21 protein-coding genes are annotated in these 23,030 nt (G+C 59.8%); 11 read left to right on the forward strand and 10 right to left on the reverse strand.

Translation table 11 applies throughout. The features are described 5' to 3' along the window. Window positions 1–4: 4 nt before the first annotated feature. The 4 genes from H8695_RS09665 to H8695_RS09680 form a co-directional block, all read right to left on the reverse strand. The gene (locus tag H8695_RS09665; RefSeq protein WP_249301041.1) at window positions 5–823 is read right to left on the reverse strand and encodes an ABC transporter permease; all 819 of its coding nucleotides are present in this window, start codon (window positions 821–823) and stop codon (window positions 5–7) included. Beyond that, a complete protein-coding gene (locus tag H8695_RS09670; RefSeq protein ID WP_249301201.1) occupies window positions 810–1,577 on the reverse strand; it encodes an ABC transporter ATP-binding protein in 768 nt (255 codons plus the stop codon). The genes H8695_RS09665 and H8695_RS09670 overlap by 14 nt, the downstream gene beginning before the upstream one ends. A 135-nt stretch (window positions 1,578–1,712) precedes the next feature. Next, entirely contained in the window at window positions 1,713–3,905 is a 2,193-nt protein-coding gene (feoB, locus tag H8695_RS09675; RefSeq protein ID WP_249301043.1) for a ferrous iron transport protein B, read from the reverse strand. A gap of 1 nt (window position 3,906) precedes the next feature. Beyond that, the gene (locus tag H8695_RS09680) at window positions 3,907–4,134 is read right to left on the reverse strand and encodes a FeoA family protein (RefSeq protein ID WP_249301045.1); all 228 of its coding nucleotides are present in this window, start codon (window positions 4,132–4,134) and stop codon (window positions 3,907–3,909) included. Between the two features lie 224 nt (window positions 4,135–4,358). Here H8695_RS09680 and H8695_RS09685 point away from each other — a divergent pair, with 224 nt between their 5' ends. Next, window positions 4,359–5,315, forward strand: coding sequence for an NAD(P)H-dependent glycerol-3-phosphate dehydrogenase (locus H8695_RS09685; protein WP_249301047.1), 957 nt, complete (start codon window positions 4,359–4,361; stop codon window positions 5,313–5,315). A 75-nt stretch (window positions 5,316–5,390) separates the two neighbouring features. Here the strand turns inward: H8695_RS09685 and H8695_RS09690 are convergent, their stop codons facing one another. The 5 genes from H8695_RS09690 to H8695_RS09710 form a co-directional block, all read right to left on the reverse strand. Beyond that, a complete protein-coding gene (locus H8695_RS09690; protein WP_249301049.1) occupies window positions 5,391–6,404 on the reverse strand; it encodes an ABC transporter permease in 1,014 nt (337 codons plus the stop codon). 43 nt (window positions 6,405–6,447) lie between these two features. Continuing rightward, on the reverse strand, window positions 6,448–7,530 hold the full coding sequence (locus H8695_RS09695) for a sugar ABC transporter substrate-binding protein (RefSeq protein ID WP_249301051.1): 1,083 nt from the start codon (window positions 7,528–7,530) through the stop codon (window positions 6,448–6,450). 58 nt (window positions 7,531–7,588) lie between these two features. Continuing rightward, window positions 7,589–8,563: an ABC transporter permease subunit gene (locus tag H8695_RS09700; protein WP_249301053.1), complete on the reverse strand. Its 975-nt coding sequence runs from the start codon at window positions 8,561–8,563 to the stop codon at window positions 7,589–7,591. Beyond that, on the reverse strand, window positions 8,547–10,067 hold the full coding sequence (locus H8695_RS09705) for a sugar ABC transporter ATP-binding protein (RefSeq protein ID WP_249301055.1): 1,521 nt from the start codon (window positions 10,065–10,067) through the stop codon (window positions 8,547–8,549). The genes H8695_RS09700 and H8695_RS09705 overlap by 17 nt, the downstream gene beginning before the upstream one ends. 189 nt (window positions 10,068–10,256) lie before the next feature. Beyond that, window positions 10,257–11,264 (reverse strand): LacI family DNA-binding transcriptional regulator, encoded by a 1,008-nt coding sequence (locus H8695_RS09710; protein ID WP_249301057.1) that lies wholly within the window; start codon window positions 11,262–11,264, stop codon window positions 10,257–10,259. Window positions 11,265–11,607: 343 nt separating this feature from the next. On the opposite strand from H8695_RS09710, the gene H8695_RS09715 reads away from it, so the two are divergent. Together H8695_RS09715 and H8695_RS09720 are read left to right on the forward strand one after the other, a co-directional pair. Beyond that, window positions 11,608–12,519 carry a 6-phosphogluconolactonase gene (locus tag H8695_RS09715; protein ID WP_249301059.1) on the forward strand — a complete coding sequence of 304 codons (912 nt, stop codon included), beginning with the start codon at window positions 11,608–11,610 and terminating at the stop codon, window positions 12,517–12,519. 4 nt (window positions 12,520–12,523) lie between these two features. Next, window positions 12,524–13,471, forward strand: a complete 948-nt coding sequence (locus H8695_RS09720) for a ribokinase (protein WP_249301061.1) — start codon at window positions 12,524–12,526, stop codon at window positions 13,469–13,471. Between the two features lie 135 nt (window positions 13,472–13,606). Here the strand turns inward: H8695_RS09720 and H8695_RS09725 are convergent, their stop codons facing one another. After that, entirely contained in the window at window positions 13,607–13,885 is a 279-nt protein-coding gene (locus H8695_RS09725) for a YlmC/YmxH family sporulation protein (RefSeq protein WP_249301063.1), read from the reverse strand. Window positions 13,886–14,571: 686 nt separating this feature from the next. On the opposite strand from H8695_RS09725, the gene rlmB reads away from it, so the two are divergent. From rlmB to rpoZ, 8 genes are all read left to right on the forward strand, one after another. Beyond that, window positions 14,572–15,372 (forward strand): 23S rRNA (guanosine(2251)-2'-O)-methyltransferase RlmB, encoded by an 801-nt coding sequence (gene rlmB, locus H8695_RS09730; protein ID WP_249301065.1) that lies wholly within the window; start codon window positions 14,572–14,574, stop codon window positions 15,370–15,372. A 9-nt stretch (window positions 15,373–15,381) separates the two neighbouring features. Then, window positions 15,382–17,853, forward strand: coding sequence for a hypothetical protein (locus H8695_RS09735; RefSeq protein WP_249301067.1), 2,472 nt, complete (start codon window positions 15,382–15,384; stop codon window positions 17,851–17,853). Window positions 17,854–18,155: 302 nt separating this feature from the next. After that, entirely contained in the window at window positions 18,156–20,234 is a 2,079-nt protein-coding gene (locus H8695_RS09740) for an elongation factor G (RefSeq protein ID WP_249301069.1), read from the forward strand. Window positions 20,235–20,365: 131 nt separating this feature from the next. After that, window positions 20,366–20,848 carry a DUF4830 domain-containing protein gene (locus H8695_RS09745; protein WP_249301070.1) on the forward strand — a complete coding sequence of 161 codons (483 nt, stop codon included), beginning with the start codon at window positions 20,366–20,368 and terminating at the stop codon, window positions 20,846–20,848. 180 nt (window positions 20,849–21,028) lie between these two features. Next, window positions 21,029–21,907 (forward strand): YicC/YloC family endoribonuclease, encoded by an 879-nt coding sequence (locus H8695_RS09750; RefSeq protein WP_249301072.1) that lies wholly within the window; start codon window positions 21,029–21,031, stop codon window positions 21,905–21,907. 19 nt (window positions 21,908–21,926) lie between these two features. After that, window positions 21,927–22,190: an extracellular matrix/biofilm regulator RemA gene (gene remA, locus H8695_RS09755; protein ID WP_346726812.1), complete on the forward strand. Its 264-nt coding sequence runs from the start codon at window positions 21,927–21,929 to the stop codon at window positions 22,188–22,190. Further along, a complete protein-coding gene (gmk, locus tag H8695_RS09760) occupies window positions 22,171–22,764 on the forward strand; it encodes a guanylate kinase (protein WP_249301079.1) in 594 nt (197 codons plus the stop codon). The genes remA and gmk overlap by 20 nt, the downstream gene beginning before the upstream one ends. Before the next feature lie 32 nt (window positions 22,765–22,796). Beyond that, window positions 22,797–23,021, forward strand: coding sequence for a DNA-directed RNA polymerase subunit omega (gene rpoZ, locus H8695_RS09765; protein ID WP_346726813.1), 225 nt, complete (start codon window positions 22,797–22,799; stop codon window positions 23,019–23,021). The last annotated feature ends 9 nt before the right edge of the window (window positions 23,022–23,030 follow it).

A 23,030-nucleotide genomic window follows, 5' to 3' on the forward strand; every position in this document is an offset into this window, starting at 1 on the left:
CGAATTAGGGTTGATGGCTCAGGCGCTTTAAGACGATTTTTTCAACCAGGCGCACAATCTGGTAGAGAGCCGCCGCCAGAATTGCGAGGATGATGACGCTCGCCATGACCAGGTCGAGCTTGAAGACCTGGCCGCCGTAGACGATCAGGTAGCCGAGTCCCGCCTTGGAGACCAGAAATTCACCCGAGATGACGCCGACCAGCGACAGGCCGATGCTGATTTTGACGGAGTTGAAGATGGTGCGGATGTTTGAGGGAAAGACGATCTTGGTGAAGAGCTCGCGCCGTGTTGCGTCAAAGGTACGCCCCATTTTGATCAGATCACGGTCGGTAGCCGAAAAGCCGCCGAGCACCTCGAGAATGGTGACAATCAGCGAGATGGCGAGGGCCATGACGATGATGGCGCGGGTGCCGGCGCCCGCCCAGATGATGATGACGGGGCCGAGAGCCACCTTGGGCAGACTGTTGAGCACCACCAGATAGGGCTCAAACACGCGGGAGAAGAAGTCGGACCACCACAGCGCGATGGCGCACAGAGTGCCGAGGATGGTGCCGAGCAGAAAACCGACGACCGTCTCATAGACGGTGACGCCGACGTGCAAAAGCAGATTGTTCTGCGAGAGGTTTAAAAAGGTTGCGAGAATCCGGGAGGGCTGGCTCATGACAAAGCTGTCAATGACGCCGATGCGCGCGAGTACTTCCCACAGGGCGAGAAAGCCCACGAGCAGAGAGATCTGTATGGTGAGAATCAGCCGCTTTCTGCGCTTTTTGCTCCGGAGGTACTCGCGCCTCTCTTTCGAGACGGATTGATCAGACGTGTACATCGAGTTCTCTCCAAATCATATTGAAATATTTGCTGAAGTTCGGGTGCTCACGGCAGGTGAGAGGGCTGCGGTTCGGCATGTCGAATTCGAGCGTGTGAATCTGTTTGATGTGCGCGGGGCGATTCGACAGAACAATGATCTTGTCGGCCATACTGATGCTCTCGGGGATGTCGTGGGTGACCATGAGCATGGTCTTGTTCTCCTCGCGCAGAATGCGGTAGACATCGTCGGTGACGGCGAGGCGGGTCTGGTAGTCGAGCGCCGAGAAGGCCTCGTCGAGCAGCAGAATTTTCGGCCGCACCGCGAGGGTGCGAATCAGCGCCACCCGCTGGCGCATGCCGCCCGAGAGCTGGGGGGGATATTTGTCACGGAACTCATAGAGCCCGTATTTTTTCAGCAGTTCGACAACGTAGCTGAGATTCTCCTCGGTGAGTTCACGGCGAATTTCGAGCCCGAGAATCGCGTTTTTGTAGATGGTGCGCCAGTCGAGAAGATTGTCTTTTTGCAGCATATAGCCGATGTCTTTGCTGATGCCGGTCACCGGCTCGCCGGAGATGGCGACGCTGCCGTGAGTCGGCGCAACAAGCCCCGCGAGAATGGACAGGAGGGTGGATTTGCCGCAGCCGCTCGGGCCGACAATGCTGACAAATTCGCCCTCATTGATGCAAAAGGATATATGGTCAAGTGCGTCAATCTCCCCGTTTGCCGACTGGTATTTCAGCGAGAGATCGGCGACATTGAGAAGTTCCTGCAGGGAAATCACCTCATTTCAAAAGCAGTGCGCGCGAAGCCGCGCGTTATTAGTAGTATATTAAGTAGCCACTGCATTGGTGAGAGATCCCCAAAACAAAAAGGCACACTCTGTGAGTGTGCCTTTTGGGAAAAATCACTATTTTCGAATGTTTTCGCAGTCCGACGCCTTGTCGCACGAGGCGCACCCTCCGGTGCAGCCTGCGCAGCCCGCCCCGCAGCCGCCCTTTTTGCGGCGCCGCTTCAAGAAGCTGTGGGCGAGAACGACGAGCGAAATCAGCAGCGCCGCGAGCAGCGCGTCTGCCGGACCGAACGTGAGACCGCGCGCGATCCAGGCGGAGCCCGTCTGGTAGACACAGAGCGCCACCAGCCAGGCCACACAGGTCTGAAAGGCCATCATCATCGCCGCCGAGAGGCTGCTGCCCATCTCGCGGCGCACTGCGGCCATCGCCGCGACGCAGGGCATATAGAGCAGCGTGAACACCAGAAAGGAGAAAGCGGCCATCGGAGTGAAGATCTCCCCGAGCAGGGGGATCAGGTGGGCGCTGTCTCCGGCGCCGGTCAGAATGGCGAGAGTGCTGACCACCGTCTCCTTTGCAGTGAGCCCGGTGATGAGCGCCGTGGAGGCGCGCCAGTCGCCGAAGCCCAGCGGCTCAAAGATGGGTGCGATCAGCCGCCCGAGCGAGGCGAGCATGCTTTTGGAGTTGTCCGTGACAAGGTTGAAGCGAAAGTCGAGATTGGACAGAAACCACACGACGATGGTCGCCATGAAGATGATGGTGAACGCCTTGACGAGAAAGTCCTTTGCCTTTTCCCACATGTGGATGACGACGCTCTTCGGCGACGGCAGCCGGTAGACCGGCAGCTCCATGACAAAGGGCACGGGATTGCCGCGAAAGAGCGTGCTCTTGAGAAGCAGCCCCACGAGAATGGCGACGACAATGCCGGTCACATAGAGGCCGATCATCACAAAGGCCTGGTATCGGGGGAAGAAAGCCGCTGTGAACACCGCGTAGATGGGCATTTTTGCGCTGCACGACATGAAGGGGGTGAGCATGATGGTCATCTTGCGGTCGCGCTCGCTCGAGAGCGTGCGCGTGGACATGATGGCGGGTACCGAGCAGCCGAAGCCGATGAGCATCGGCACAAAGGAGCGCCCTGACAGGCCGATGCGGCGCAGCAGTTTGTCCATGACAAAGGCGACGCGCGCCATGTAGCCAGAGTCTTCGAGAAGAGAGAGAAAGAAGAAGAGCACCACAATCGTCGGCAGGAAAGAGAGCACGCTGCCGACTCCCGCAAACACGCCGTCGATGAGAAGCGAGTGCATCCACGTGCTCACCCCGGCGGCCTCGAGCGCCCGCGAGGTGAGCCCCGTCAGCGAGTCGATCGCCACAGACAGCAGAGCCGAGAGCCGCGCGCCGATCACGTTGAACGTCAGCCAGAACGTGGTGAGCATGATCAGAAGAAAAATGGGTATGGCAAAGACCTTGTGGGTCAGAATGTTGTCGATTTTCTCGGAGCGAATCTGCTCTTTGGACTGCGTGGGCTTTATGACGCAGTCGGCCACCAGTTTCTCAATGAACTCGTAGCGCATATCCGCGAGCGCGGCCTCCCGGTCGGTGCCGAGCTCCTGCTCCATCTCCTCGGTGACATGGCCGAGGATGTCGAGCTCGTTTTGCGTCAGCGCGAGCGCGCGGATCATGGGCTCGTCGCTTTCGACGAGTTTGGTCGCCGCGAAGCGCACCGGAATCTGCTTCTGGCGCGCCTTTTCCTCCACGATGTGGGCGATGGAGTGGATGGCCTTGTGGACGGGTCCGGTGCAGAAGTCCACCTTTTTCGGGGCGATGTGCTCCTCGCCGACCTTGATGGCCCGCTCGACAAGCTCGCCCACACCCTCGTTTTTGTAGGCCGCAATGGGCACCACCGGAATCTGGAGCTCGGCCTGCAGCTTTTCGATGTCGATGGTCCCGCCGCTTGCGCGGACCTCGTCCATCATGTTGAGCGCCACCACCATGGGGATGCCCAGCTCCATGAGCTGGAGTGTGAGGTAGAGGTTGCGCTCGATGTTTGTCGCGTCGACAATGTTGATGATGCCGTCCGGCCGGTCGACTGTGAGAAAGTCGCGGGTGACGACCTCCTCCGACGTGTAGGGGGACAGCGAGTAGATGCCCGGCAGATCGACGATGGTGACGTCGCGGTGCTTGCGCACGCGGCCCTCCTTTTTCTCAACCGTCACGCCGGGAAAGTTGCCGACGTGCTGGTTGGAGCCGGTGAGCTGATTGAAGAGGGTGGTCTTGCCGCAGTTCTGGTTGCCGATGAGAGCGAAAACCATCTCACTTCACCTCTTCCACTTCGATATTTGCCGCGTCGTCGCGGCGTATGGTCAGCGAGTAGCCGCGTAAGTTGAGCTCGAGCGGATCGCCGAGCGGCGCGGTCTTATGTAAGGTGACTCTGGTCTTCGGCGTCAGCCCCATGTCGAGAAGCCTGCGGCGCAGCGCGCCGCTGCCGCCGACCGTCTTGATTACGGCGCTTCGACCGACTTTCAGATGATCCAATGTCATGGCAGTCCTCCTGCGTTAGCCTTTGCTAACATGTCGGTAACGAAATACAGACGGCTGTGCGCCGACTGCATGAATACTCTAACTCACGGGCCACGGGCTGTCAAGAAAAACTTGCTTTTGAAAAACGTCGAATCGCCGGCTTTTTGGCGCGCGCATTGTAGCGGCGCACCGGATGTGTTAAAATAGAGGGCGGCGGTCTATACTATTTCCAAAGGGGATTGCATATGAGAGTTTCTGTTCTGGGATGCGGCAGGTGGGGTTCGTTTATCGCCTGGTATCTCAATCACATCGGCCACGAGGTGACGCTCTGGGGGCGCGAGGGGTCAAAGAACCTCGAGCATCTTCGTGCGTCGCGGGAAAACGGCATTTTGACCTTTGACTCCAAAATCGAGATCACAAGCGACCTCGCCGCGGCGGTTGCCCATGCCGAGGTGCTTGCAATATCCATCAATTCCCAGAACCTGCGCGAGCTGCTCGCGAGACTGCGCGGCCACCACCGCGGCCAGCCGCTGGTTCTCTGCATGAAAGGCATCGAGGAGGGGACCGGCCTGCGCCTGAGCGAGGTGGCGGCCGAGGTGCTCGGCCCCGTCGAGACGGCAGTGTGGGTGGGCCCGGGCCACGTGCAGAACTTTGTCAAAGGTGTGCCGAACTGCATGGTGATCGACGCGAACGACGACGGCCTCAGGCGCCGCCTGGTCGAGGCGTTTTCCAGCGATCTCATCCGCTTCTACTACGGGGCGGATCTCATCGGCAACGAGGTGGGCGCCGCGGCGAAAAATGTCATCGGCATCGCGGCGGGCATGCTCGACGGCCTCGGGCTGACTTCGCTTAAGGGAGCGCTGATCTCGCGCGGCCCGCGCGAGATTGCGCGGCTCATCCGCGCGATGGGCGGAGACGAGCTGTCGGTCTATGGTCTGAGCCACCTGGGGGACTTTGAGGCGACGGTCTTTTCGGCCTACAGCCACAACCGTCGTTTCGGCGAGGCCTTTGTGCGCGGCGAGCCCTACGACGAGCTCGCCGAGGGCGTTCGGACAACCAGGGCTCTTCTCACGCTCGGCGAGCGCTATGAAATTGATCTGCCCATTTGCCGCGCGGTGTCAGCCGTGGTACACGGGGGGCGCGACCCGAGAGAGATTCTCTCAAAGCTCTTCATGCGCAGCCTCAAAGAGGAGTTCTATTAGAAAGTGGAAGAAAACGGCCCGCAGGTTTTGCCTGCGGGCCGTTTTGCTTTGGGGCTTATATGAGTGGAGAAAAAGTCAGGTTTTCCGGGCGGCCGGCGCGCGCTCCTGTTTGATCAGGCGGATGAGCCGCCGGTCGGAGGTCCTCTCCTTGAATGCGTCCATCACGACGGCAATCAGGATGATAAACCCCTTGATGATGGTCAACACATTGTACTCGACATTGAGCAGATCGAGCCCGTTTGACAGAAGCCCGAGCGCGACCACGCCGAAGGCGGTGCCGAGCAGAGAGCCCTTGCCGCCCGACATGCTCGCCCCGCCGATGAGAACGGCGCTGATGATGTCGAGCATGACGGTCTTGGTCATGCCCTGCGAGGCTGCGCCGAGCCGGATGGAGAGCATCATGCCTCCGACGCTCGCGCAGACGCCGCAGATCCAGTAGGCGATCATCTTGTACTTGACCGGGTTTACGCCCGACAGAAAGGCGGCGTCGCGGCTGGTACCGACGGCGTAGAGACAGCGCCCAAAGCCCGTGTGTCCGAGCACGTAGGAGCCGATGAGATACACCACAATGACAAAGACCATCATGGCGGGGAGCCCCAGGATGTTGGTGCGCGCGATCATCAGAAGCCACTTTGGCATATAGCTGAGTGTCTGGGCATCGGTGACGACAAGGCCGACGCCCTCAAAGATCAGAGAGGTGACCAGCGTCGCAATAAAGGGATTGATCTGAAGCTTCGCGACCAGAAAGCCGTTGATGGTGCCGAACAGCAGCCCCACCAGCACTGCGGCAAAGAGGCCGAATACAGTGCCCATGGTGCCGCCGATGCGCATCATCACAAGGTTTGCGACGACGGCGGCAAAGGCCATATTGGATGCGGCCGAGAGGTCCTTGGCATTCGAGATGAACACAAAGGTGACTCCCATGGCGACGATCATGGTCGGAGAGATCTGCTTCATGATGTTGACAATGTTGCCCCACGACAGAAACGAGGGAACCGTGGCAATCAGGACCACGACCATCGCGCACAGCATGAGAATGACCGGATTGTCGATGAAGCTCTGCTTCACTCTCTCTTTGAGACGTTCCATAACAGTTCCCCCGCCTTAATTTGGTAGTGTTGCGATCCGCAGATCAGTCGAGATCGAGATATTCGTCGAGATTCAAAGTGCCCCAGGTGGACTTGTTTTCCACAATCTCCTTGACATTCCAGGTTGCGACACACGAAGTCGGCACAATGTGAATCTGCTCGTCAGGCATGTTGCCCTCGAGGATCTCGAGCGTTGTCTCAATGGAGGTCATGATGACGTCAAAGGCATCGGCCGCAACCGAGAAGTCGAGATTGCCCTTGTAAATTTCAGAAATGGCGTAGGCGTCGGCGTCAGTGCCGCAGACAATGATGTGATTCGGGTCGCCCACGGGATAGAAGAGCCCCTCCTTGTCAAGTACGGAGAAGCAGCCCGAAATCAGCATGTCGGAGGGCATGTAGACCGCGTCGAACTCCTTGACCACCTGAAGCAGGTCGTTGAAGCGGTTGTAGGCCTTTTCGGTGTCCCACTCGGTGTTGACAGTGCCGACGATCTCGAGGTTGTACTCCGCAGCGGCGTCGTTGAAGCCCTCGTGGCGCTCGACAGCGGCCTGGTCGGTCATGTTGCCGATCATCTCAATGACCTTGATGGTGCCGGTCTTGCCCATGTCGTCAGCGACCTGGCGGATGAGCTTGGCGGACTCAATGGCTCTGGTGTAGTTTTCGCCCTGCGCGCCGAATGTGACATTTTCCATCTCCGCCGGCATGCGGGCCACGGCGATGTAGGGGACGTTTTTCGCTTTGCAGGAGTCGACTACGGAGACGATGGCGGCGTTGTCAACCGGCACGCAGAGAAGCGCGTCGACATTCTGTGTCAGCAGATTCTCGCACTGCTGAAGCTGTTTTGCCGAGTCGTTGTCGGCAACGGTCACAACAAGGTCGAAGCCGAGCTCTTCGGCGGCCTGCTCCGCGCGCTCTTTCTGCGCCTGGAAGTAGAGAGCGTCAAGCGACGCAAAGGAGAGGCCGAGCTTAAATTTTTTCTCGCCGGGCTCGTCAGTCCCGGGATCCGTGGTGCCGGGATTGGTTGTGCCGGGATTGGTTGTGCCGGGGTCCGGACTCTGCTCCTGTGTGCAGGCCACCAGCGACAAAACCATCAGGATTGCCAGCAAAAGCGCAAGATATCTCTTCATGATTCAGACTCCTTTTCGCAGTTTTTATTTGCTTCCGGCGCAGCCGCCGGAAAAATTCTTATGCGAGTTGTTTTCTGCCCTGGCTGCGCACCACCTCGAGCACAATCACCGCGAGGATGACACAGCCGTAGATCACGTTGTAGAGATAGGCGTTGGCCTGCAGCAGCACCATCGCGTTTGAGACGGTGGCGTAGAGCAGCGCGCCGAAGAAGACGCCGGGGAAGAGTTTGCCCTTGCCGCCGGCAAAGCTCACTCCGCCGAGCACCGCCGCGAGCATGGAGGTGTTCTCAAGCCCCACCCCCATCGAGGAGGGCACGCTCATCACCTGGGAGCTGAGCAGAATCGCGGCCAGACCGCAGAGCAGACCGTTGATGGTGTAGGCCAGCGTCTTGATGCCGAAGACATTGATACCGCGCTCACGGGCGGTCTTCACGTTGTCGCCCACTGCGTAGATGTGGCGTCCCGTGCGCGTGTTCATCATGAAGATGTGCAGCAGAAACACCACGATGATGGGCAGAAAGACCGTGATGGGCACGCCGGCGATGGAGACAAGAGAGATGTTGTTCCACGATTTTGGCATGTGGGCCAGAGCGCCGCGTGTGAAGATGAACGCGAGCCCCCGGAAGACATAGCCCGTCGCGATGGTGTTGAGCATGGGGTAGACTTTCAGCGACGCCGAGATCAGCCCGTTGAGAAGTCCGCAGAAAGTGCCGACGAGCAGCATCGCGACGATCAGAGAGGCGGTGTTCCACCCCTGGCGGTTGAGCCAGGTGCCGATGGCGGCGCAGAGGTAGACGTTGCCGCCGATGCTCAGATCGAGACAGTTTGTGAACATGACCATCGAAATGGCAGTGGCGCACAGATAGGTCGTGCCCGACGCCGAGAGGATGCTTGAGAGGTTGCTCACCGACAGAAAGCTGCTCTCGGTGAAGCCCATGACGATGATGAAGATGAGCACCGCGATTTTTACACCGTGCTGCATGAAGAAATCCGCGACCGGCGGCAGGCCGATCTTTTTAGCTGACGAGTTCACGGCGATCCCCCATTGTATAGCGTAATATGGTCTGCTGGTCGGCTGTGGCGGCGTCGAGGCTCTCGCTGATGCGGCCGTCGCACATAACCTGAATCCGGTCGCTGAGCCCCATGATCTCCTCAATTTCGGAGGAGATCAGAAGAACCGAGATGCCGTTGTCCACCAGGCTGTTGATCAGCTTGTAAATCTCCTCCTTGGCGCCGACGTCAATGCCCTTGGTCGGTTCGTCGAGAATGAGGATGCGCGGGTCGAGATGCAGCCACTTGCCGATGATGACTTTCTGCTGGTTGCCGCCCGAGAGCTTGCCTGCGGCCTGGTGTGGACCGGGTGTGCGGATGCGCAGGCGCTCAATGGTGTCGAGCGCGATCTGATCGGACTTTTTGCGGCTGACATGGTTGAAAGGCCCCGAGAGGATCTTTCCGATATCGGTGATGGTGATGTTGCGGTCGATGCCGAGGGTGAGAAAGAGCCCCTCGTCGCGGCGGTTCTCGGTCAAATAGCCGATGCCGCTGCGCTTCATGGTGACAGGGTTTCGCTTCCTGAGAAGATTTCCCTCCACCCGGACTTCGCCCACCGCCGTGCGGTCGAGTCCATAGATGGCCTGAATGAGCTCGGTGCGGCCCGAGCCGACGAGGCCGTAGAGCCCGAGCACCTCGCCGCGGCGCAGCTCCAGCGATACGTCGAAGACTTTCTGAGAGTTCATGTGCGAGACCTCGAGCACGATGTCCGACGGGTCGGGTGAGCGCTCGGACTTGTGAAAGCTCTTGCCGCTGCTCGAGCCGATCATCATCTGGATGACATCCTGCTTGGTCAGCTCCGCACAGGACCGGTCGCCGGCGTTTTTTCCGTCTCGCAGAACCACGGCGCGGTCGCAGAGCTGGATGGCCACATCGAGGTCGTGGGTGATGTAGATGACTGCCTTGCCGTCACGGCGCAGCTTGCGCACCAGCTCATAGAGTTTTTCGCGCTCGTGATTGGCAAGAGAGGTGGATGGCTCGTCGAGGATGATGACGCCGACGTCCTTGAGCAGCGCGCCGGCGATCTCGACGATCTGCTGCTGGCTGACGGGAAGACTGCCGACCGGTCGGTTGACATCGAGTTTGACGCCGAGTTCCTCGAGCATCTGCGCGGCGCGCTTTTTCATGCTGCGCCGGTCAATGAACAGCGGAAAGCCGCGGCGGCGAACCAGATTGTCGATGAACATGTTCTCGTAGATGGGCAGCTGCTTGAACAGGCTGAGCTCCTGATGGATGAACGCGATGCCAAGCCTCTGCGCGTCCGACGCGCTGCGGATCGATACGGGCTGCGAGTTGATGAGAATCTCGCCGCCGTCCGCCCGGTAGATGCCGCCGAGCACATTCATCAGCGTTGACTTGCCCGCGCCGTTCTCCCCGAGAAGAGCGACGACCTCGCCGCGGTCCACCGAGAAATCAACGTCCTCCAGAGCCTTGACGCCGGGGAAGAACTTGCTGATCCCCCGCATCTGTAACCATTTCTGGTTCAATGCTATCCCTCCGTCCCGTGCAAACTAAATGCGGTAAATGGAAAAGAGCAACCTTATTGATACCTCCAATATATGCGAATTGCATTCGTAAGTCAATGATTTTTTACTAATTTTTTGAAAAAATTTTATAAAAAAAGCCCGGCATAAGCCGAGCTTTTAATAAAATAATTTAATAAAAATGTTTTACCACTACTTCTCGGTGCTCTTTCGCTCCACCAGGTAGGAGCTCAGACGCATTTTTGTGGTGGGCGAGTCCGGATACTCGATGAGATCGCACAGCAGCCGCACCGCCCAGATGCCGATGCGCCGGCAGTCGGGGTGCATGGAAGTCAGCGGCGGCTCCGCCATGGCGGCTGCGGCCGTGTCGTCGCTGCCGATGAGAGCCACGTCCTCGGGGATGCGGTACCCCGCCTCTTTGAGGGCTTTCATGGTGCCGAGAGCCAGATTGTCGTTGTTGGTCAAAAGCGCGCTCGGCACCGACCGCCCGGCGGCCAGATGGTCGCGCATGGAGTGGTAGGCGCCCATAAAAGTGGGGCTGACTTCGTAGACCAGCTGCTCGTCAAAGGGAATGTCGAGCTCGGTGAGCGCGTCGCGGTAGCCGCGGTAGCTCTCAAGACAGTTGCAGGACGGCTCGGTGGTGAGCAGATAGCCGATTTCCCGGTGGCCGCGTGAGCTGAGATAGCGTACGGCCGTGACGATGTTGGAGTAGGGGTTGCCGGTGACGCAGTTGTAGGGCAGATTGGTCAGGTCGTTGTCGAGCACCACAAGCGGGATGTCGAGCCCCTCGAGATAGCGGCAGTCGGCGGGCGTCCACTCCGTGCCGAGCAGCAGGACGCCGTCGGGCCGCTCGCGCCGCAGACTCTCGAAGATCTCTCCGGTCGCCTTCTGGCGGAAAGCCGTCATGGTCAGACTGTAGCCGAGCCGGCGGCACTCGCGCTCAACCGAGTCGATGATCGCCGAGATAAACCCGGGGTTCTCGTCGACCAGATGGGAGCTCAGGCTGTATTTGAGAAATCGGATGTTCCGGCCGCCTTTCTCGCCGTTTTCGCTCTTGGAATCAATGGTGTAGCCGTTTTCGATCAGCAGAGCCTCCACTCTGGTTCTGGTCTCTCTGCTGACGCCGCCCTTGTTGTGCAGCACCATAGACACGGTCGCAGAGGAAACGCCCGCGCGGTTCGCGATGTCTTTGAGATTCATCCCTTGCACCTCATTATTTTGTAATTTTATCGGGATTTTTGCTGACTGCGCACCGGAGAGGCCGCCGGCATGTCGGCGGAAGCTGAGCAGCGCCGTGGGGCGTGAGCTCCCGAGCGGTTGGCAATGGCCGCTCCCGTGCGCACTTTGCGGCATATGTTTTAGAATTTTACTAAATTATATCACATCTGCTTGGTTAGTCAAGAAAATTGAAGTTTGGTTCTTGAAAAAAATTCGCCGATTAATTTTATTAAAAATAGAGAGAAAATACTAAAATTTTATTGACATTTTAGTTTGTCATCCCTTATGATGGGCTTACAGAACGCAAACTTAAGGAGGGAACGGTATGCAATTTGAATGGGAGAGCGGCGAACGAAGACGCTGGTGCAGCATCCCGATGGAGGAGCTCGCCGATCATCCGCAGCGCAAAATCGGCCGCGTCATCATAGAGCAGACCCCGGCCGACGTCATGAAGCTGGTGGGGAACATGATGGCCGATGAGGTGGCCGAGAACAACCGCCGCGGCGAAATCACGAGATGGGTGCTCCCGGCGGGTCCGAGACAGCAGTATGAGACCTTTGTCGAGAGGGTTGTCCGCGACCGGATCAGTCTGAAAAACCTGCACGTCTTTCACATGGACGAGTGGCTCGACTGGAACGGGCGCCCCTACCCCTATGGCAACCACCACGCCTGTCTGCGGGGGATCATGGACCATCTCTTCTATGAGAAGCTGCCCGCAGAGCTCACCGTGCCCGAGAGCCAGCGGGTCTGGCCAAATTTGAGTGATCTCGACGAGCTCGACCGCAGGATCGAGCAGATCGGCGGGGTGGACACCGTCTGGGCGGGCGTCGGCTTTAAAGGGCTGGTCGCGTTCAATGAAGCCCCGCGCGACACCTACTATCCCATCACTGCCGACGAATACGCGCGCTCGAAGACAAGGGTGGTCAAGATCACCGATGAGACCATCGTCACCCAGAGCCACCGCCGCTGGGGCGGCAACACCGACCTCGTGCCCCCCATGGCCCTGACCATCGGCTTTCAGTCCATGCTCAACACCCAGCGGGTGGTCTTCATGATCGCCACCGGCGCGTGGAAACAGACGGTCGTGCGGGTGCTGCTCTTCTCCGGTGAGACGCTGGAATACCCGGCGACCCTCATGACAAATCGCGTTGCAAACTGTGTTCTCGCGATGGACCGCTTCACCGCGACCCACCCGCTTGAGAGCTATGAGAAGAGCATGCTGCAGGAGGGGTGGTGAGCCGATGGCAAATCCGGTGCAGGCCGTGGTGTTTCACAGCCACGGCGTCGGCCAGTATGTGCGGGTCAGTCAGTTCCCGCGGCCCGGCCAGACCATACGCGCGCTGAGCTGGGACAATGACCGCGACGGGGGAAAGGGCTCCAATGTGGCCATAGCCCTGGCGAAGCTCGGTGTGAGCACTGCGTTCTTCGGCAAGGTGGGCTGCGACATCTGGGGGGATCTCGGCGAGCAGTGGATGAGCGAGGCGGGTGTCGACGTGAGCGCGCTGCTGCGAAGCGAGCGGCTTCGCACCTCGACGGGCGTTGTCATGATTGACAACGAGGGTGCGAACATGATTGTGACGCGAAACACCAGCACCGATTTCACCCGGGAGGAAATTCTCACAGCGCTCGGGCGCTTTGCGGGCGCAAAGGTCTTTATCACCGGCTTTGAAATCAATGTGGAGGCGGCGCTCTTCGGTGCGCAGACGGCCCACGGCATGGGCATGACGACCATTCTCAACCCAAGCCCGATACCGGAGCGGCCCCTCGGGGAGCTGCCCTACATCGATGTGCTGATTGTCAACGAGCACGAGGCGCTCGAGCTGGCAGGACTGGCGCAGGACGCCGACTGTCTGGCCCGCCTTGAGGAGATATCGGCGCGCCTGATGGAGCGCTACCGGGTGGGCTCGGTCATCATGACGCTCGGCAGACACGGCAGCTTCTGCCGCAGTCCGGGTGGGGTCTGGCGCCACGGCGCGGTGGAAGCGCCGGTTGTCGACACCACGGGCGCGGGCGACGGCTTTCTCGCGGCGGTGGCGGCAAAGCTCATCGGCGGCAGCAGTCTGCCGGAGGCCTGCGGCTTCGCCAACGCCTTTTCGGCCTACTCGGTCGGGGTGCAGGGGACGTTTCCCTCCTACCCGACACTCGAGCAGCTGACGGCCTTTCTGGAGGAGCGGACAAAAGTGTCCTGAGCGCCGGCCGCTTTCTGCAGGCGGCGTTTTGGAGGCCTCTTGGATGACCGTGGGCGGCTCCCGGCGGAGCCGCCCACAGACGCCTGTGTGTAGCAGTAAAAAAGAGGGCCGTAAGAAAAAATTTCTTACGGCCCTCTATTCGCGCTTCCACTTTTTGTACTTGCGGGTACAGCGCTCCGGCAGGTCGACAAAGACCAGAATGATGTCCTCGCCGATCTTTTCGATTTCATCCCAGGAGATGACGATGTCCTCCTCGCGGCCGAAGAGACCGAAAAATTTGGGCGCGCCCGGTACGACGATGGCCGTGAGCTTGCCGCTGCACACGTCGATCTCGACGTCACAGATGTAGCCGAGCCGCGACCCGTCTTTCATGTTGATGACTTCCTTGCTTCGCAGATCGACGATTCTGCACATGAAATCCCCTCCTTTTGGGCGGATGTTCTATTTATATGAAAGAAAAATCCCTCAAATGCAAGTCCGGCTTCCACATGTTGGAAGCCGGACTTTTTCGCCCCGCGGGAGCTTTCAAAGAAACCGGAAACATGCTATAATAACCGCAGAGCGGTTATTACATGAAACGCAGGCCGTGCTCCCGCCCCTTGCGGGCAGTCCCAGCGGGACGGTGGAAACATGGCCGCATGACACTACGACCTCAGAGCGGTTATCACATGAAACGCAGGCCGTGCTCTCGCCCCTTGCGGGGCAGTCCCAGCGGGACGGCTGGAAACATGGCCGCATGACACTACGACCGCAGAGCAGTTATCACATGAAACCCTGGCCGTGCTCTCGCCCCTTGCGGGGGAGGTCCCAGCGGGACGGTTGAAAACATGGCTATATGACACCACGACGGCAGAGCGGCTTGCTGTATTTGACCTGGCCCGCTCTTTTGCAGGCGTGGGGAAACTGCTGTGAGCCCCGGAGCAGCGCGTCGCCGGAGCTGCGCGTCGCCGGAGCTGCGCGTCGCCAGAGCTGCGAAAAGCTGCCCTATTCAGGCTGTGCTGCCTGCGCGGGAAACCGGGTCAGCGGGCAGGCAGAGCCGTTTTGTACCGTGGGCTCCGCGTTCATGGTATATCCATTACACAGAGGAAAGGTGCGAGACTATGGATGCGAAAAGACCCGCAGCGGGGAGAGGCACGCGTGCAGACACGGCGGTCAACCAGACGCGCGAGGGCGTGATCGCGGGCCGCAACGGCGTGCTCGAGGCGCTCAAGGGCGGCGCCGCCATTGAGAAGATCTATGTTTCCAAAACCGAGAAAGAGGGCTCGATCATCCGCATTCTGGCGCTTGCGCGCGAGCGGCGCATTGTGGTCGCCGAGTGCGACCGTGTCAAGCTCGACTTTCTCTGCGGCATCAAGACTCACCAGGGCATCGCGGCGACATTGCAGCAGACCGAATACTGCGAGATTGCCGACATTCTCGCTCTTGCACGCGAGCGGGGAGAGACGCCGCTCGTGGTTATTGCCGATGAGATCGAAGACCCCTACAACCTCGGTGCCATCATCCGCACAGCCGAATGCGCCGGTGCGCACGGCGTCATCATTCCAAAGCACCGGGGAACGGGCGTCACCCCCGCGGTGACCAAGGCCTCGGCGGGCGCAGTCTTCCACATGAAGATCGCAAAGGCCGTCAATCTCGCCCAGGCGCTCGACGAGCTCAAGCAGGGCGGCCTGTGGGTGTACGGCGCCGACGGCGGCGCCGAGAGGAGTCTCTATGAGACCGACTTGAGTGGCCCCGCGGCCGTTGTGATCGGCTCAGAGGGCCGCGGGATCGGCAGACTGCTGCGCGAGAAGTGTGACTTTCTGGTCTCCATTCCGCTCGGCGGCCGGGTCAATTCCCTCAACGCCTCTGTGGCCGCGGGGATCGTGCTGTTTGAAATTGTGCGCCAGCGCGGCGTGAAATAGGAGTTAGAAGTGGCAAAGGACAGAAGAGAACTCAGAGAACGATACGGAATTCCGGATGTTTCCGCCTCCGGTGAGAGAAAGGCGGATCCGGCCGAGCTCGACGCGATGCTCGCCGAGTACCGCGCCAGAAAGAAGACCGGCGCCGTGGAGCCGGTGCCGCTGGTGCGCTTTGTCGAGCAGGCGACGGGAATCCCCATTCCCGCCCCGGAGCCGGCGAAGCAGGAGCAGGCCCCGGCGCCCAGGCAGGAGAAGAAAAAGCCGGCCCCGGCGACGCGGGGCGCCGAGACCGCAGAGCCGGCAGAGGAGAGCCGTACCCCCGCTGAAGCGGCGCCGGGCGCATCCGGCGACACGCTGGAGTTTGTGCCGCCCGGGGAGGAGCATTCGCACCGGGCCGTCGCCACGATGGAGAGGCCGGCTGAAAAGCCGCCCGAGGACCCGAAGCCGAGAGCAAAAATCGCCGAGGTGCGCGAGTATGTGCAGACCTCGTTCGAGGGCACGCCGGAACTGCCCAAAAAGTCGAAAGCTTTCCGGGTGGCCATTCCCGAGCCCGAGCCGGAGGAGAAGCCGCACGAGGAGATTGAAGAGCTCACCTTTGACAGCTATCTGAATTTTCCCGATGAGCCGCAGGAGCCGCCGACGCGCGGCCTGTTTCGCAAGATGCTCTCGGAGTTTGACGACATCGAGCAGGAGGATGACGACGAGCCGCTCTTTGAGCGCCGCCGGCGCGAGCCGCGGCCCCGGCGCAGCATCAGTTACAAATACGACGAGGACATTGACCGTGAGGCGGTCATCCGCGAGCTCTCCCACAAGCTCAGGCGCATGGCGGGCTTTCGCGCGGTGGCGCTGCTGCTGCTTTTGCCGCTGCTGTGGCTCGGCGTCTCACAGACGAGAGCGTTCTGCTACGTGCCGCAGGCGATTTCCCTCGCAGAGAACCCCTGGCTCTTTACGCTGATCAACGCCATTCTCTACGGCCTCTTTCTGGCGGTGACGGCGGGCGGCTTTGCCGAACCGCTGCGCGAGCTCGCACACGGCCGGCCGGGCTTTGAGCTCGGCGTGCTGCTCGCGGCGGCGGCGGCCCTCTGCCAGATCGCCGTCGGGCTTTTTGACCCGCAGCCCGAGCGCCTGCTGTACTGCGCGGTGCCGGCACTGTCCGTCTACTGCTATTACCACACGCGCGTGCAGTATCTCAAAAAGGTGCGCACCGACTACAAGATCGCGACCATGCCCGGAAACAAGACGGTCGCGACGACCGTCGGGGATGAGCAGCTCAAGCAGAAGCTCTGCGACAGTCCGGACGAGACCATCGGCATAGCCCTGCGCCAGCGGCAGAGCGTGCTGAAAAATGTGTTTGCCAAGTCCTTTGCCAGAACGCCGGTCGGCGTCCTCGGCGCGGCTGCGGGCATCCTCTGCGCGGTCGCGGCCGTGCTGATCGGGCTGTATTGCGGCATCGGCACAGGAGACGTCCAGGGCATGCTTGTGTGCCTCGCGGGCGGACTCTGTCTGATCGCGCCGGTCAACGGGGCCTTTGCCCTGCGCGCCCCCTTTGCCGCGGTGAGCGAGCGCATCAAGTCGAGCGGCGCCGCCATCATCGGCTACGACACCATTGAGAGCTTCTCGCGGCTCGACGAGATGATTCTCAATGACAACGACCTCTTTCCGCCCGAGTCGGTGGTGCTCACCGGCACGAAGATGTACGGCTCGGCCCGCATCGACGAGGTGATTGTCAGCGCCGCGAGCATCTTCCGCGCGCTCGACGGGCCGCTGTCATCGGTCATGCTCTCCATCATCGACGGGCGCGAGGAGCTGCTGCGCCCCGTCACCGAGATCAAATACCAGGACGAGCGGGGCATACTCGCCTTTATCGAGGGGGCCGTGGTGCTCGTGGGCAACCGCGAATTCATGGCCTACAACAAGGTGCCCGTACCAAACGACAACCTCGACCGGCGCGTGCTCGACAGCGGCAAAAGCCCCGTCTATGTCGCCATCAACGGCAAACTCGCGGCGCTCTTGAGCCTGCACTACCAGGTGAGCCCCATCATGCGCCGGTACCTTCGAAAATTTGTTTCGGGCGGGGTCAATCTGCTCGTCAAGACCAACGACCCGGTCGTCACGGCTGAGTTTGTCGCGCAGAAGTTCGGCCTCGCCGCCGACTGTGTACGCCTGATTCCGTCGCGCTTCAACGCGGAGATCGTCGAGGAGGAGCGCAAGGCGGTCGAGAGATCGGACATCTCGATTGTGACCATCACGCGCGACTACGCCACGTTCCTGCGCACGGCGTCCGGCTGCCTGCGGCTGAAAAATGCGCTCGCCATCACGGGGCTCTGCTGTCTGCTGAGCATCGTCATGGGTGTGGTTCTTGTGGGGTTCATCGCGTTCACCGGGCGCTTTGAACTCTTTGACCCGGCGATTCTGCTCTTTTTCGGCGTGCTGTGGAGTCTGCCGGCGCTGCTCGTGAGCCGCATTACAAAGTGGTTGTCCTAAACGGCGGTGCTGCCGCATAGAAATAGAAGCGTCAAAGCGAAAAATCTTCGCTTTGGCGCTTTTTTCAGCCCCGCCCTTTTGGCAGATGTAACGGAATGTGGGGGCCCGGTTCGTGAACTTTGTATAAAGTTCACAGGCCGGTGGGGAAAAATCGCCGGTTTAAGTTGATTTTTTGGACATGCGCGATTATAATTTTATGCATAGGAGTCATCAAATTGTGCAAAATGAACAACTCTAACTGTGCAAAATGACGAGCTACGAAGTCCTATCTGTATTACCTATTTTTGAAGGGAGAGAAAGAGATGAAACCATATCCTGTTAAGAACCTGCGAAATGTCTGTCTGCTCGGCCGAGGTGGCGACGGAAAGTCCACTCTGGTGGAGGCGGCGCTGTTCTTAACCAAGGCGACCGACCGTTTGGGCAAAGCGGCCGACGGGAATCTGGTCTGCGACTTTGACCCGGAAGAGGTCAAGCGTAAAATCTCCATTTCGACGGCGGTGGCGCCGGTGGAATACAAGGGCTGTAAAATCAACTTCATCGACACCCCCGGCTACTACGACTTTGTCGGCGAGGTGGAGCAGGGCGCGCGCGTCGCCGAGACGGCGCTCATCGTCATCTCGGCCAAGGCCGGCGTCGGCGTATCGGCGGAGAAAGCCTGGAAAGTCGCGATGGACGCGAAGCTCTCCAAGCTCGTGTTCGTGTCGAAAGTCGATGAGGAGAACGCGCATTTCTACCACGCGCTCGAGAAGCTGCACGAGAAGTTCGGCGTGTCCATCTGCCCGGTCATGATTCCGATCATTGAGGAGGAAAAGGTCGTCGGCTATGTCGATCTGCTCTCGCTCAAGGCCAAAAAGTACAAGGACGGCGTGCCGAGCGAAGTGCCGGTTCCCGAGGCGATGAACAAGAAGATCGAAGAGCTCACCAACATGATCAACGAGGCGGTCGCCGAGACCTCCGAGGAGCTTATGGAGAAGTTCTTCTCGGGCGAGCCTTTCACCCGCGAGGAGATTGTCAAGGGCTTCAAGGCCGGCGTGCTCGACGGGTCGATCACCCCGGTCGTCTGCGGCATCTCCACCAAGATGGAGGGCGTCTCAAACGTGCTCGACATGCTGGTGGAGTACTACCCGTCGCCCGATGAGCGCGCGAGTGAGAAAGTGCTCGACAAAGCGGGCAGCGAAACGGAGCTCAAAATGGACGAGAGCGGCCCCCTGGCGGCGCTCGTCTTCAAGACCGTTGCCGACCCGTTCGTCGGCAAGATGTCCTACTTCAAGGTGTTCTCGGGCGTCATGAAGCCCGACAGCTCGGTGGTCAACACCCGGACCGGTCAAAACGAGAAGATCGGCCGGTGCTACTTCGTGCGCGGCAAGAAACAGGTTGAGGCGCCGCAGGTCGGCGTCGGCGACATCGGCGTGGTCACAAAGCTCGCCGGCACCGCCACGGGCGACACACTCTGCGCGCCCGGCCATGAGATCACCCTGCACGGAATTGATTTCCCGAAGCCCTGCCTGACCATGGCGATCATCCCCAAGGCGAAAGGCGACGAGGAGAAGATCTCCTCCGGCGTGCAGCGCCTGCTCGAGGAGGACCCGACGCTCGGCTTTGTCACCGACAAGGAGACCAAGCAGCAGCTCATCTCGGGTATGGGCGACGTGCATCTCGACGTCATCGTCTCGAAGCTGAAATCCAAATTCGGCACCTCAGTCGATCTCGAGGAGCCGATCACCGCCTACCGTGAGACCATCCGCAAGAAAGTCAAAGTCGAGGGCAAACACAAGAAACAGTCGGGCGGCCACGGCCAGTTCGGCCACGTCTGGATCGAGTTTGAGCCCTGCCCCGAGAGCGAGGAGCTCGTCTTTGAGGAGAAGGTCTTCGGCGGCGCGGTTCCGAAGAACTTCTTCCCGGCGGTGGAAAAGGGTCTGCGCGACTGCGTCAAGGCGGGCGTGCTCGCGGCCTATCCGGTGGTGAACCTCAAGGCGACGCTGGTCGACGGTTCCTACCACCCGGTCGACTCGTCGGAGATGGCGTTCAAAGTTGCGGCCGGCCTCGCGTTCAAAAACGGCCTGCCGAACGCCGGCCCCGTGCTGCTCGAGCCGATCGGCCATCTGAAAGCCTATGTGCCGGATAAGAACATGGGCGACGTCATCGGCGACATCAACAAGCGCCGCGGCAGAATTCTCGGCATGAATCCGGCCCACGACGGCCTGCAGGAGGTCGAGGCGGAGGTGCCGATGGCCGAGATGCACTCCTACGCGACGGATCTGCGCTCCATCACCAAGGCTCGCGGCTACTTTGAGCTCGCCTTTGAGCGCTATGAGGAGGCTCCGCCGAATGTGGCGCAGAAAGTTGTGGAGGAGAGAAAGAAACTTCTCGAAGCGGAGTAACAGATGAATTTTGGACCCGGGCCGGTTTTGGCGGCCCGGGTCTCTTTCATTTTGCTCTTTTTGGCATGTTTGGCGCGGGGGATACATAAATATGATTCAGAGCCAAAATAGTCAAAAAGGAGCCAAATGCTATGTTTGTCATCTCAATGAAGCTGGGGAAGAAAAAATTAATTGCCATCATCGCCGTGGCGGTGCTGCTTGTCGTGGGGCTCGTGTGGCTTCTGATGCCGAAGGATGTGCGCGAGGACACGGCGCCCGTCGCCAAGATCAAGACCACGCGCATCAAGGAGAACGCCGACCGCATCGCCTTTTTGAATCAGTACGGCTGGGAGGTTGTCAGCGAGCCCGCCGAGATTGTGGAGGTGACGGTGCCAAAGGAGTTCGACGACGTCTACGAGAACTACAATCAGCTGCAAAAGCAGCAGGATTTCGATCTGACCAAATATAGGGGCAAACGCATCAAGCGCTACACCTATGAGGTGACCAATTACCCGGACGCCGACGCCGGTACGGTGGTCGCAAATGTGCTCATCTACAAAGATAAGGTAATCGGCGGCGACATTTGCAGCACGCAGCTCGGCGGTTTCATGCACGGCTTCTCACAGGACTCTTAAGTGATCTCACGGCGCGCCCGGCGGACAACCGCCGGGCGCGTTTTCTTTTGCGGCGCGGTTTGACAAAGCGGCCGGATGCGGGTAAAATAAACTTGTTGTTCCCTTGCAGGATTTGGAAGAGAAAGGGAACCCAAAAACAGATGGAGAGGATGCGTCCGCCGCGCGGGCGCGAAGAGAAGTATGATCAAAAGTATGACCGGCTACGGTAGAGCGCAGGCGCTCGTGGGTGGCAAGGACATCACGGTGGAGATCAAATCGGTTAACCACCGCTATTTCGACTTCAGCATCCGTGCGCCGCGCATCTACGGTTTTCTCGAAGAGAAGCTCAAGACCCTCACCCAGAAATACATCAGCCGCGGCAAGGTCGACGTCTACGTGTCGGTCAATGTCGTCGAGGGACCAGATGCGGACATCCAGCTCAACACCTCCCTGCTGAGAAGCTATCTCGACGCGCTCGGGCGGCTCTCGAGCGAGTTCGGGCTCAAAGACGACATCTCGGTCATGAGCGTCGCGCGCTACAGTGACATCTTCACCGTGGTCCGCGCGGAGGAAAACGCCGACGAGCTCTGGTGCGAGGTGGAGCAGGTGGCGCTCGAGGCGATCTCCTCGTTTATGCAGATGCGCACCGCCGAGGGCGAGCGTATGTATCAGGATCTTCTCAGCCGGGAAGCCTATATTGAGCAGGTGCTGGAAAAAATTGAGGCCCAGTCCCAGAACACACTGACCGACTACCGCAGCCGCCTCTACGCAAAGGTCAAAGAGCTGCTCGGCGACACTCAGATCGACGACAGCCGCATTCTGACCGAGGTGGCGCTCTATGCCGACAAGATCGCGGTCGACGAGGAGACGGTGCGCCTGCGCAGCCACCTCAAGCAGTATCTGAGCATGATCGGCAGCGATGTGCCCGTCGGGCGCAAGCTCGACTTTCTGATTCAGGAGATGAACCGCGAGGTCAACACCATCGGCTCCAAGTCGAACAACCTCACCATCAGCCAGATGGTGGTCGATCTCAAGGCGGAGATTGAGAAAATTCGTGAACAGGTGCAGAATATCGAATAAAGAGCGGGGGAGTTAAAGCGTGAAGCTGATCAATATCGGGTTCGGCAACATGGTCTCGGCGAGCCGCCTTGTGGCGATTGTGAGCCCCGAGTCCGCGCCCATCAAACGGATCATTCAGGAGGCGCGCGACAAGAGCATGCTCATCGACGCGACCTACGGCAGACGCACCAGGGCGGTCATCATCACCGACAGCGACCACATCATTCTGTCGGCGGTTCAGCCGGAGACGGTGGCCGGGCGCCTTGACGACGGGGGTGACGACGATGAGCTCGACGAGGAGTGACCGCGGGCTGCTGCTGGTGATCTCCGGCCCGTCGGGCGCCGGCAAGGGCACGGTGATCGCCGATCTGCTCAAAAAGACCGACGACACGTTCTACTCGGTCTCGATGACGACGCGCCGGCCGCGCCCGGGCGAGGTCGACGGCAAAAACTACTACTTTGTCTCGCGCGAGAGCTTTGAGCACGAGATTGAGACCGGCGGTCTGCTCGAATATGCCTGCTACAACGACAACTACTACGGCACGCCGGTGCGCGCGGTGCGCGAGCAGCTCGAGGCGGGCAAAAACGTCATTTTGGAAATTGAGGTCAAGGGCGCCGCGATCGTCAAGGAGCGTATGCCCGAGGCGCTGACCATCTTTGTGATGCCGCCGACGCCGGAGATTCTCGCCGAGCGGCTTCGCGGGCGGCAGACCGAGACCGACGAGGAGATTCAAAACCGCCTGCGCATCGCCGCCGAGGAGATGAAGCTGGCGGCCATCTACGACCGGCTTGTGGTCAACGACGAGGTGTCGCGCGCGAGCGACGAAATATTGTCCATTATCCGCGCTGAGCGGCAGCGCCGCATGGCAGCGGTGTGAAACTGACAGAATTGTGAAGGGTGGAAATGTTCATGAGTATGCTCAAACCGGCAATCAGTGAGCTGATTGGCAAGGATGACAGCAGGTATTCTCTGGTGATTGCTGTGGCGAAGAGGGCGCGCCAGATCGCCGACGACTCGGAGAAGCTGGGGGTACATCTGAAAGAAAAACCGGTGAAAATCGCCGTCGGCGAATTCGCGCAGGGCAAGATCAAGATTGTCGAGGCGGATAAAAACGTCTGGCGTGAAGACGAGTGAGATGCGAAG

Origin of the sequence: Feifania hominis (genome assembly GCF_014384765.1) — a bacterium.
GTDB classification, from domain to species: Bacteria; Bacillota; Clostridia; order Oscillospirales; family Feifaniaceae; genus Feifania; species Feifania hominis.

What these genes read in the sequence shown, in the direction of transcription:
- H8695_RS09720 (WP_249301061.1), top strand. Translation starts at nt 12,524, where the DNA reads ATGGCAAATCCGGTGCAGGCCGTGGTGTTTCACAGCCACGGCGTCGGC.
- H8695_RS09740 (WP_249301069.1), top strand. Translation starts at nt 18,156, where the DNA reads ATGAAACCATATCCTGTTAAGAACCTGCGAAATGTCTGTCTGCTCGGC.
- gmk (WP_249301079.1), top strand. Translation starts at nt 22,171, where the DNA reads ATGAGCTCGACGAGGAGTGACCGCGGGCTGCTGCTGGTGATCTCCGGC.
- H8695_RS09725 (WP_249301063.1), bottom strand. Translation starts at nt 13,885, where the DNA reads ATGTGCAGAATCGTCGATCTGCGAAGCAAGGAAGTCATCAACATGAAA.
- H8695_RS09680 (WP_249301045.1), bottom strand. Translation starts at nt 4,134, where the DNA reads ATGACATTGGATCATCTGAAAGTCGGTCGAAGCGCCGTAATCAAGACG.
- H8695_RS09750 (WP_249301072.1), top strand. Translation starts at nt 21,029, where the DNA reads ATGATCAAAAGTATGACCGGCTACGGTAGAGCGCAGGCGCTCGTGGGT.
- rlmB (WP_249301065.1), top strand. Translation starts at nt 14,572, where the DNA reads ATGGATGCGAAAAGACCCGCAGCGGGGAGAGGCACGCGTGCAGACACG.
- H8695_RS09745 (WP_249301070.1), top strand. Translation starts at nt 20,366, where the DNA reads ATGTTTGTCATCTCAATGAAGCTGGGGAAGAAAAAATTAATTGCCATC.
- H8695_RS09685 (WP_249301047.1), top strand. Translation starts at nt 4,359, where the DNA reads ATGAGAGTTTCTGTTCTGGGATGCGGCAGGTGGGGTTCGTTTATCGCC.
- H8695_RS09710 (WP_249301057.1), bottom strand. Translation starts at nt 11,264, where the DNA reads ATGAATCTCAAAGACATCGCGAACCGCGCGGGCGTTTCCTCTGCGACC.
- H8695_RS09695 (WP_249301051.1), bottom strand. Translation starts at nt 7,530, where the DNA reads ATGAAGAGATATCTTGCGCTTTTGCTGGCAATCCTGATGGTTTTGTCG.
- H8695_RS09690 (WP_249301049.1), bottom strand. Translation starts at nt 6,404, where the DNA reads ATGGAACGTCTCAAAGAGAGAGTGAAGCAGAGCTTCATCGACAATCCG.
- rpoZ (WP_346726813.1), top strand. Translation starts at nt 22,797, where the DNA reads ATGAGTATGCTCAAACCGGCAATCAGTGAGCTGATTGGCAAGGATGAC.
- H8695_RS09665 (WP_249301041.1), bottom strand. Translation starts at nt 823, where the DNA reads ATGTACACGTCTGATCAATCCGTCTCGAAAGAGAGGCGCGAGTACCTC.
- feoB (WP_249301043.1), bottom strand. Translation starts at nt 3,905, where the DNA reads ATGGTTTTCGCTCTCATCGGCAACCAGAACTGCGGCAAGACCACCCTC.
- H8695_RS09715 (WP_249301059.1), top strand. Translation starts at nt 11,608, where the DNA reads ATGCAATTTGAATGGGAGAGCGGCGAACGAAGACGCTGGTGCAGCATC.